The organism is Mycobacterium sp. E1715 (assembly GCF_001667625.1).
In the GTDB taxonomy this organism is placed as follows: domain Bacteria; phylum Actinomycetota; class Actinomycetes; order Mycobacteriales; family Mycobacteriaceae; genus Mycobacterium.
In genome coordinates this window covers 1-9,644 of sequence record NZ_LZJJ01000095.1, presented here as the reverse complement: position 1 = coordinate 9,644, position 9,644 = coordinate 1, and the positions used below count along the sequence as shown (strand labels likewise).

Here is a 9,644-nt window from a genome sequence, read left to right as displayed (position 1 = left end):
TGCGTCTACGTGGTCGACTCGGCCGGCGCGCTGGTCCTCGAAGGGGTGCGCGACCGGGTCGCGGCCCTGGTCGCCGAGCTCGGCGACGACGCCCAGGTGGGCTTCCACGGCCACGAAAACCTGGGGCTCGGGGTGGCCAACAGTGTCGAGGCCGTCCGCGCGGGCGCCAAGCAGATCGACGGCTCGTGTCGCCGGTTCGGTGCCGGGGCGGGCAACGCGCCCGTCGAGGCGCTCATCGGCGTGTTCGACAAGATCGGCGTCAAGACCGGGATCGACTTCTTCGACATCGCCGACGCCGCCGAAGAGGTGGTCGCCCCGGCCATGCCGGCCGAGTGCCTGCTGGACCGCAACGCCCTGATCATGGGCTACTCCGGTGTCTACTCGAGCTTCCTCAAGCACGCGATCCGCCAGTCCGAGCGCTACGGCGTGCCCGCCCACCAGTTGCTGCACCGCGCCGGTCAGCGCAAGCTCATCGGCGGTCAAGAAGACCAACTCATCGACATCGCGCTGGAGATCAAGCGCGAGCAAGAAAGCGGTGCCGCCGCCAAGTAGCCTGCGCATGCACAGGCCACGCAAAGCTATCCGGAGTAACCTGGCGCGCATGACCGTGACATCCAGGAACACTCGTGGCCGCGGACCGTACGGCGTGCTCGCCGGGAGTTTGCTGGCCGTCACCGCCGCGAGCGTGATCGCGCTCCCGGTCGCCGGCGCCGCGCCCCAATGCGATCAGACTGTGGGTAACTCCATCGACCAGTACCTGCAGCGGCATCCCGATCTGCACGCGCAGCTTCAGGCCAAGTCGGAGGCGGAAGGCGGCGGCCCCAACGTCATCGACTACCTCAACCGGCATCCGGACGTGCGGCAGCATCTGATCGACCTGTCGCAGCAGTGCGCACCGTAGTGAGTCGGCCTCGTCGGTGAACGCTAGGGCGGACGCGCGGGAACGTTCGCCATTGACGAAAAAGTAGAACACGTTCTAGCGTCTATGCGTGTTCTCTGATCCTCTCACCGCCGCGATCGCCGAAGCCGAGAAACTGGTCGCCGACGCGCCCTTCATCGAGACCGAGGCAGACCTCCTGGAAGGGCTGCAGTATCTGGCGGGCTGCGTTTCGGCCTGTATCCACCTCGCCTTCGACTACGAACGGGACCACCCGTTCCTGCAGTCCGGAACCGGGCCGTTCACCAAGATGGGCCTCGACAACCCCGACACCCTCTACTTCGGCACCCGGGTACACGCCAATCACGACTACGTCGTCACCGGCCGACGCGGCACCACGACCGACCTGAGCTTCCAGCTGCTCGGGGGTGAATACACCGACGACAACGTGCCGGCCAGCCAGGCGGCGTTCGACGACCGCGAACTCGAGATCGCGGCCGACGGCAGTTTCGAGTGGCGGGTGCGGCCCACCAGCAACGGCCAGTTGGTCATCCGCGAGGTCTATGGGGACTGGTCGGCACAGCGCGGCACGCTGGCGATTTCCCGGCTCGACACCGCGGGCACCGCGCCCCCGCCGCTGAGCCGCGAGACGATCGAAAAGCGTTATGCCACAGCGGGAAAGCAGCTCGTCAACCGGGTGAAGACGTGGCTGCAATTCCCGCAGTGGTTCTATCTCGACCTTCCGGTGAACACCATGGTTGCGCCCCGGCTCACGCCGGGCGGACTCGCGACCCAGTATTCGTCGGTCGGCCACTACGACCTGAGGCCCGATCAGGCGCTGGTGATCACCATCCCGGCTTCCGATGCGCCCTACCTCGGCTTCCAGCTGGGCAGCCTGTGGTACATCTCCCTGGATTACATCAACCACCAGACGTCGCTGAACAACACTCAGGCGCAAGCGGATCCGGACGGCAAGGTGCGCATCGTAGTCGCCGACCAGAATCCGGGAGTGACCAACTGGGTCGAGACGCTGGCGCATCGGCGGGGTTTCCTGCAGTTCCGTTGGCAGCGGGTGTCGCGTCAGCTGTCCGAGGCGGACGGCCCCACGGTGGAGCTGGTCGACTTCGACGCCGTACCCGCCACGTTGCCGTACTTCGAGCACAATAAGATCTCCGACGACGAATGGCGGGCGCGAATAGCGCTGCGCCAACAACAAATTGCGGCCAGGATGCTGGGGTGACCATGTCAGGATTGCTCAACGAAAAGGTCGTCGTCATCAGCGGCGTCGGGCCGGGCCTCGGCACCACCCTGGCGCACCGGTTCTCCCAGGACGGTGCCGACCTGGTCCTCGCGGCGAGGACCGTGGAACGGCTGGAAAGCGTCGCCAAGGAGGTCAACGACGCCGGGCACAAGGCGCTGGCCGTGCGCTGCGACATCACCGACGACGACGAGGTCAACTACCTCGTCGAGACGACCATGGCCACCTACGGCAAGGTCGACGTGTTGATCAACAACGCGTTCCGCGTGCCATCGATGAAGCCGTTGGCCGGCACCAGTTTTCAGCACATCCGTGATGCGATCGAGCTCAGCGCCCTGGGCGCGTTGCGGCTCATCCAGGCCTTCACGCCCGCGTTGGAGAAGTCGCACGGGTCGATCGTCAACGTCAACTCCATGGTGCTGCGGCACTCCCAGGCCAAGTACGGCGCCTACAAGATGGCCAAGTCGGCGCTGCTGTCGATGTCACAGTCCCTGGCCACCGAGCTCGGCGAGAAGGGGATCCGCGTCAATTCCGTTGCCCCCGGCTATATCTGGGGTGACACCCTGCAGGCCTACTTCGAACATCAGGCGGGCAAATACGGCACCACGGTGGACCAGATCTACGCGGCCACCGCGGCGAACTCCGACCTGAAGCGCCTGCCGACCGAAGACGAGGTGGCCTCGGCCATCCTGTTCTTGGCCAGCGACCTGTCCAGCGGCATCACCGGGCAGACCCTGGACGTCAACTGCGGGGAGTACCACACGTGATGCCGCCATCGACGATGCAGTGGGGGCACCACCCGCTTGCGGGGGACGAAGCGATGAGGAGATGGCGACATGGGAGCTGATCGCACCGACATCGGCACCGTCGACGAACTGCACGCATCCGCGAGCAAGCTGACCGGACTGGACGACTTCGGCGCCAACGACGACAACTACCTCGAGGCGCTCGAGGTGCTGCTGGACTCCTACCGGCGAGAAGCCGGCCTTACGGTGTTGGGCAGCAAGATGAATCGATTTTTCCTGCGCGGAGCCCTGGTGGCCCGGCTGCTGTCCGAGGCGTCGTGGAAGCAGTACCCGCAGCACGCCGACGTCGTGATCGAACGCCCGATCTTCGTCACCGGCCTGGTGCGCACCGGCACCACGGCGCTGCACCGGCTGCTGGGCGCCGACCCCGCGCATCAGGGCCTGCACATGTGGCTGGCCGAATTCCCGCAACCGCGGCCGCCGCGTGAAACCTGGGAATCACACCCGCTTTATCGCCAACTGGACGAGCAATTCAACCGGCACCACCGAGAGAATCCCGGTTACACCGGCCTGCACTTCATGGCCGCATACGAGCTCGAGGAATGCTGGCAGCTGCTTCGGCAGTCGCTGCATTCGGTGTCCTACGAGACCTTGGCGCACCTGCCCAGTTACGCGCAGTGGCTGTCGGAGCAGGATTGGACGCCGTCTTACCGGCGGCACCGCAAGAACCTCCAGCTGATCGGGCTCAATGACGCCGAAAAGCGTTGGGTGCTGAAGAATCCCAGCCACCTGTTCGCGCTGGACGCCTTGATGGCGACCTACCCCGACGCGCTGGTGATTCAGACCCATCGGCCGGTCGAGACGATCATGGCCTCCATGTGCTCGCTGGCTCAGCACACCGCCGAGGGATGGTCGACGAAGTTTGACGGGGCCCAGATCGGCGCCGACGCAATGGATACCTGGTCGCGGGGGTTGGAGCGCTTCAACACCGCCCGCGCCAAGTATTCACCGGCCCAGTTCTACGACGTCGACTACAAGGAACTGATCGCCGACCCGATCGGCACGGTGGCCGACATCTATCGGCAGTTCGGGATGACGCTGACCGACGAGGCGAGGGCGGCGATGGAGAAGACGCACGCCGACAGCCAGTCCGGCGAGCGGGCGCCGAAACATCGTTACTCGCTGGCGGATTACGGGCTGACCGTCGAAACCGTCAAGGAGCGCTTCGCCGGGCTGTGAATCAGTCGTCGACCGGCCGGGCCCCCAGCCAAACGCCGTCTGGTGGACCGATCGCGCCCGCGTGCTCGCGCGCCCTGGCAAGCTCGGACGAGGCCGCGAATCGCCTTGCCGCATCGATGTTTTCCATCTTCATGACGACGATGACGGTGGTGGGGTCGTCGCCGTCGATGTAGGTACCGGTCACGACCAGCCCATGCCGGCGCCGGGTTGCATCGAGTCGGGGTTCGCGAAACACGTCGTTCCATTGATCGACACTGGCGACCCGCTGTTTGACAAGCATCACCCCGGCCATGAGAACCTCCCTCAACTCACCGGCATATGTCCACAGTCGTAGACATATGCCCTCAGCGTAGCGCCGCCGGGGCGGATATGTCTACGGTTGTAGACAAAGGAGGACAGATGGACGACGTGCCACCACGGCGCCGCGACGCCGGTGCCACCAGAATCCGCCTGCTGGAATCCGCCCGCGAGCTCTTCCTTGCGCGGGGCTACAACGCCATTGGCCTGCGCGAGGTGGCGTCGAAAGCCGGTGTGGATGTCACTTTGGTCCGCCGCTATTTCGGGTCGAAGGAAAAGCTCTTCGCGGAAGCAACGGAGGTTTCGGAGAATGTGGAGGAACTTCTCGGCGCCGCGGACGATGTGCTGGCGGAGCGATTGATCGCCCGGGTGCTGGGCGCGCGCCGCGATGTCGACGCCCCGTTGTTCGCCCTGCTGCGGTCCAGCGGCGACCCTTCGGTCGTGGCGCGGCTCAACGAGCAGCTCGATGCGGGCCTCACCCGCAACCTGGCGAAGCGGATAACGGCGGACCGGCCCAGGATTCGAGCGGACATGGTCACCGCCCTGCTATTGGGCATCGGCGTGCAGCGTGTCCTCCTGCAGAAGAAGCCGATGGCCGGCGCCCGCGAGGGCGACATCGCCGCGGTATTCCTAGAGGCGTTCGAAGCGATAACCAAACTGCCCCAAGGGCAGTGATTCAGTCGTCGACCGGATCCTCGGGCTCGCCCAGGTAACCCTCCGCGACCGCATGCTCGATGCTGTCGCTCAACTTCGGGCAGGAACGGGTGCGCGCGGTGTCGCCACCGGAGTTGCGCACCTCGGTGAAGTGGGCGCACCGCTGCCAGGCCTCGGTGTTCCATTGCACGGCGGTGTGGCCCGGGCCCAGTTTCCGGACGGTGACCGTGACGTGGCAGAACCGGCAATCCACCGGCAGCAGGCCCGAGCGAAGGTAGCGCTCCCGGTCGGCGCGGCTGGCTTCGGCGACGGCGGCGGCACGCTGCGGATCGTTGGCGAAATCCCTTGACTTCGACCAGGATCCGGAGCCGCCGTTGCGGGCCGGCGCGTCCTCGTGGTCGTGATGGTCACCGTGCAGCATCAGCATCGACCGGGCTAGCCGGTCGACGTCGGGGACCGCCGGTTGATCCTGGGTCATGGAATCAGTGTTGCTCCACGGGCACTTCGTCGTTGGCCGCCTTGAGGTTCTCTTCGACCTCGGCGTTCCAGTATTCGTTGGCACGCGTGGTGTCCACCTCGATCTCGAAGCGCTCCACCATTTCCGGCTGGATGTCGGCCACGTCGACGTAGAACTGCTGATACCAGCGGCGCAGCTGGTAGACGGCGCCGTCTTCCTCGACCAGCAGGGGGTTGTCGATGCGGGTCTTGTGCTTCCAGATCTCGACGTCCTGCAGGAAGCCCTTGCTGACGCCTTCGGTGAATACCCGCGACAGCTTCTCGGTCATCGCTTCGTCCATGCCCTTGGGCTTTTCGACGATGACGCCCCACTGCAATACGAACGAGTTCTGGGTCACCGGGTAGTGGCAGTTGATCAGGATCGACTCCGCCTTGTAGCCGCCGTAGCTGTTGTGCAGCCAGTTGATCATGAACGATGGCCCGAAGTACGACGCCTCCGAGTCGAGGTGCGCCTCACCGTAGGAGGTACCCAGGTCGTTGACGTCCGGACGGCCCACGTTGTGCAGGTATTGCGACGCGATGTGACCCTCGAAGACGTTCTTGAAGTACGTCGGCAACCCGAAATGGATGTAGAAGAAGTGCGCCATGTCGGTGACGTTGTCGATGATGTCGCGGCAGTTCGAGCCCTCGATGAGGATGCGGTTCCACCGCCATTCCGTCCACTCGTTGCTGGCGGCTTCCGGGATGTCGGGGATCCGGACCGCGGGGTCCGGCGGATTCTGTTCGTGGTCGTGCCAGACGAACAACAGGCCGCCGCGCACGTCGGTCGTCCACGAGCGGGTGCGCGCCGTCTTGGGTGTGCGCTTGGCGTATGGCACCAGCTTGCAGCGGCCGTCACCGCCCCAGCGCCAGTCGTGGAACGGGCAGGCCACCTCGTCGCCTTTGATGGTGCCCTCAGAGAGGTCGCCACCCATGTGCCGGCAGTAGCCGTCCAGCACTTTCAGGTCCCCGTGTGAGTCGGCGAAGACCACCAGCTTGGTGCCGAACGCCTCGATCGAGTGCGGCTTGCCGTCCTGGAAGTCCTTCGCGACGCCCAGGCAATGCCAGCCCCGGGCGTACCTTGTCGGCAGAGCACCGGGATCGATCTCCCGGATGCCGACCGCCTTGGCGTCGGTAGTCACCTGTCACCTCCAACTCGCTGGCCCTCTAACTAGAACACGTTACAGTTTTGCGGTGGCGGCGCGCAACGACGGCGAGTCTGGCCACGGCATATGCGCGGCGGATTCCCGCTCGGGGTATATCTAGACGATGCCGCTGTTTGCTTTCGAGGGCCGGGCGCCGCGGGTCGATCCCACCGCTTTCGTGGCGCCGACCGCCACCCTGATCGGCGAGGTCGTCGTCGAAGCCGGTGCATCGGTGTGGTTCAACACCGTGCTGCGCGGCGACTACGGGCCGATCGTGGTGCGCGAGGGCGCGAACGTGCAGGACGGGTCGGTGCTGCACGCGCCGCCCGGCATCCCGGTCGACATCGGGCCCGGCGCCACGGTGGCGCACATGTGCTGCATCCACGGGGTGCATGTCGGGGCCGAGGCCCTGATCGCCAACCACGCGACCGTCCTCGACGGCGCGGTCATCGGCGCGCGCAGCCTCATCGCGGCCCATTCGCTGGTGACGGCCGGCACCCAGATTCCGGCCGGCATGCTGGCGGTGGGCGCACCGGCGCAGATCAAGGGACCCGTGGCCGGAACGGGCGCGGAGATGTGGGTCAAGGTGAATCCGCAGGCCTACCGCGAACTGGCTCAGCGGCACCTGGCCGGGCTCGAGCCGCTCTAGACCTTCCGGGCCGACGCGGCCGCGCGGTCCATCTCCCAGTAGGCGCGCAGGGCGGTCATCTGGCCCTCGTCGTTCGCCTTGTAGGTGAAGACGCCCTCCGCGGTCACCTGATAGTCGCCATGGGTGATCAGGATGTGGCCGACGTTGGCTTCCTCGTTGCCGCATTGGTAGGTGTCGCGGAAGACGAACTCGATCTTGGTGGTGGGCGCGATCGCTTTGTCCCAGAAGGCCGAGATCGCGTCGCGGCCCCGGTGTCCTTTGCCTTCCGGGTCGAAGGCCGACGGCCCGATCGGATCCTCGACGATCGCGTCGTCGGCGAACACCGCCAGCCACGCCTCTTTGTCCCTGGCGATGACCGCCTCGCGCGAGCGGCGGCCCGCCTCGTGCGCGGGGTTCTCGGTCACGAGCCGACTTTTTCGGGCGTGGGTTTGTCCGCGCCGACCACCCACATGGAGTAGTACTGCGAGCCACCGCCGTAGGCGTGCCCCAACGCCTTACGCGCGTTGGGGACTTGGTGATCCCCGCCCTTGCCCATCACCTGAATCGCCGCCTCGGCGAACCGAATCAGGCCGGACGCGCCGATCGGGTTCGACGACAGCACGCCGCCAGAGGGGTTGACCGGTAGCCGCCCCCCGATCGCCGTCTCGCCGGCTTCGGTGAGCTTCCAGCCCTCACCCTCGGGCGCAAAGCCGAGGTTTTCCAACCACATCGGCTCGAACCACGAGAAGGGCACGTAAATTTCCGCGGCGTCGATCTCGTCGATCGGGCTCGTGATGCCCGCCGCCTTCCACAGCGCCGCGGCGGCGTCCCGCCCGGCCTGGGGGCTGACCTGGTCGCGTCCCGAGAATTGCAGCGGCTCGGTGCGCAGCGCGGTCGCGTGGATCCACGCGACCGGCTGTCCTTGGGCCAGACGGGCTTCGGCGGCCTCCTCGTTGCCGATCACCACCGCGGCGGCACCGTCCGAGGACGGGCAGGTCTCGTCGTAGCGGATCGGGTCCCACAACATCGGCGACTCCATCACCTTCTCGACGGTGATGTCGGGCTGATGCAGGTGCGCCAGCGGATTGCGGGCCCCGTTCAGCCGGTCCTTGACGGCAACAATCGCGCCGATGTTCAACGGTGCGCCGGAACGGCGGATGTAGGACCGCACGTGCGGGGCGAAATAACCGCCCGCGCCTGCGCCGACGGGCTTGATGAAGGGGACCGGAATCGACAACGCCCACATGGCATTTGATTCCGACTGCTTCTCCCAGGCCATGGCCAGCACGCGGCGGTACTTGCCGGACTGCACCAGACTGGCGGCCACCACCGCGGTGGACCCGCCGACCGAACCCGCGGTGTGCACCCGGATCAGCGGCTTGCCGGTGGCGCCGACGGCGTCGGCCATGAACAGCTCGGGCATCATCACGCCCTCGAAGAAGTCGGGCGCCTTGCCGACGACGACGGCGTCGATGTCGTCGAACGTCGAACGCGAATCTTCCAGCGCGCGGTCGATCGCCTCGCGCACCATGCCGTTCATCGAAACGTCCTTGCGCTTGGCCACGTACTTGGTCTGCCCGGTACCCAGTACCGCGGCCAGGTATGCTCCCGCTCCGGCCATCAGTTCTTTCCTTCCATGACCGCGACCAGGTTCTGTTGCAACGCGGGCCCGCTGGTGGCGTGCGCGAGCACCCGCTTGGCCGATCCATTCCAGATGTGTTGGGCGGCAAAGCCGATACGCTCGAGGCCGGCGACGAACATGGGGTTGGCGGCCAGCGCTCCACCGGACGGGTTGACCTTGGTCGGCCCCGGTATCCGGATGGCTTGCTCGAGGATCAGGTGCTGGTGGGTGAACGGCGCGCAGATCTCCGCGACGTCCAGGTTGTCGGTTCGGCCGCCCGTGGCCGCCTGGGCCGCGGCCTTGGTCGACGGGGACTCGGTGAGGTCGCGCGCGCCGAGGGCCGGGGTTTCGATGCGGTGCTCGATTCCCGTTATCCAGGCGGGGTTCTCGCGCAACTCGCGCGCCCGATCGTCGGCCGCGAGCACGATCGCGGCGGCGCCGTCGGTGATGGGCGCGATGTCGTGGCGCCGCAGCGGCTCGGCGAAGAACGGCCGCTCGAGCAGCTCGGCCACGCTGATCGACCCCTCCACCTTGTCGACCCGGCGCGCGTTGGCGAAGGAGTCGAACGCGACGCGCGCCATCTGCTCTTCGGTCCACTTGCCGTTGTCGAGCCCCATGCGGGCCTGCAGCCCGGCCATCGAGATCGAGTCCGGCCACAGCGGCGCGACGGTATAGGGATCGGTC

The 9,644-nt window shown here is 66.4% G+C and carries 11 protein-coding genes and 2 pseudogenes; 7 read left to right on the top strand and 6 right to left on the bottom strand.

Annotation, left to right across the window (positions count from 1 at the left end):
* The 5 genes and pseudogenes from A9X03_RS05495 to A9X03_RS05475 form a co-directional block, all read left to right on the top strand.
* Positions 1-552: pseudogene (locus A9X03_RS05495) on the top strand (4-hydroxy-2-oxovalerate aldolase); the annotation flags it as partial.
* 49 nt (positions 553-601) lie between these two features.
* The gene (locus A9X03_RS05490) at positions 602-901 is read left to right on the top strand and encodes a hypothetical protein (protein ID WP_067755669.1); all 300 of its coding nucleotides are present in this window, start codon (positions 602-604) and stop codon (positions 899-901) included.
* A gap of 88 nt (positions 902-989) precedes the next feature.
* The gene (locus tag A9X03_RS05485; RefSeq protein ID WP_068260034.1) at positions 990-2,117 is read left to right on the top strand and encodes a hypothetical protein; all 1,128 of its coding nucleotides are present in this window, start codon (positions 990-992) and stop codon (positions 2,115-2,117) included.
* 2 nt (positions 2,118-2,119) lie between these two features.
* On the top strand, positions 2,120-2,902 hold the full coding sequence (locus tag A9X03_RS05480; RefSeq protein ID WP_067755663.1) for an SDR family oxidoreductase: 783 nt from the start codon (positions 2,120-2,122) through the stop codon (positions 2,900-2,902).
* Between the two features lie 69 nt (positions 2,903-2,971).
* Positions 2,972-4,120 (top strand): sulfotransferase, encoded by a 1,149-nt coding sequence (locus tag A9X03_RS05475; protein ID WP_067755660.1) that lies wholly within the window; start codon positions 2,972-2,974, stop codon positions 4,118-4,120.
* 1 nt (position 4,121) lies between these two features.
* Here A9X03_RS05475 and A9X03_RS05470 read toward each other — a convergent pair whose 3' ends face one another.
* A complete protein-coding gene (locus tag A9X03_RS05470) occupies positions 4,122-4,412 on the bottom strand; it encodes a hypothetical protein (protein ID WP_231968943.1) in 291 nt (96 codons plus the stop codon).
* 107 nt (positions 4,413-4,519) lie between these two features.
* On the opposite strand from A9X03_RS05470, the gene A9X03_RS05465 reads away from it, so the two are divergent.
* A complete protein-coding gene (locus tag A9X03_RS05465; RefSeq protein ID WP_068260032.1) occupies positions 4,520-5,092 on the top strand; it encodes a TetR/AcrR family transcriptional regulator in 573 nt (190 codons plus the stop codon).
* 1 nt (position 5,093) lies between these two features.
* On the opposite strand, the gene A9X03_RS05460 is transcribed toward A9X03_RS05465, so the two are convergent.
* Together A9X03_RS05460 and A9X03_RS05455 are read right to left on the bottom strand one after the other, a co-directional pair.
* Positions 5,094-5,549 carry a hypothetical protein gene (locus tag A9X03_RS05460; protein ID WP_067783582.1) on the bottom strand — a complete coding sequence of 152 codons (456 nt, stop codon included), beginning with the start codon at positions 5,547-5,549 and terminating at the stop codon, positions 5,094-5,096.
* A 4-nt stretch (positions 5,550-5,553) separates the two neighbouring features.
* Entirely contained in the window at positions 5,554-6,708 is a 1,155-nt protein-coding gene (locus A9X03_RS05455; RefSeq protein WP_068260029.1) for a Rieske 2Fe-2S domain-containing protein, read from the bottom strand.
* Between the two features lie 127 nt (positions 6,709-6,835).
* On the opposite strand from A9X03_RS05455, the gene A9X03_RS05450 reads away from it, so the two are divergent.
* The gene (locus tag A9X03_RS05450) at positions 6,836-7,360 is read left to right on the top strand and encodes a gamma carbonic anhydrase family protein (protein ID WP_067755647.1); all 525 of its coding nucleotides are present in this window, start codon (positions 6,836-6,838) and stop codon (positions 7,358-7,360) included.
* Here A9X03_RS05450 and A9X03_RS05445 read toward each other — a convergent pair.
* From A9X03_RS05445 to A9X03_RS05435, 3 genes and pseudogenes are all read right to left on the bottom strand, one after another.
* On the bottom strand, positions 7,357-7,764 hold the full coding sequence (locus A9X03_RS05445) for a nuclear transport factor 2 family protein (RefSeq protein WP_067755643.1): 408 nt from the start codon (positions 7,762-7,764) through the stop codon (positions 7,357-7,359). The two genes, A9X03_RS05450 and A9X03_RS05445, sit on opposite strands and share 4 nt — an antisense overlap.
* Positions 7,761-8,960, bottom strand: coding sequence for a thiolase domain-containing protein (locus A9X03_RS05440; protein ID WP_068260025.1), 1,200 nt, complete (start codon positions 8,958-8,960; stop codon positions 7,761-7,763). Before A9X03_RS05440 ends, A9X03_RS05445 begins: the two co-directional genes overlap by 4 nt.
* Positions 8,960-9,644 (bottom strand): annotated as a pseudogene (locus tag A9X03_RS05435) (lipid-transfer protein); the annotation flags it as partial. The gene A9X03_RS05440 and the pseudogene A9X03_RS05435, both read right to left, overlap by 1 nt.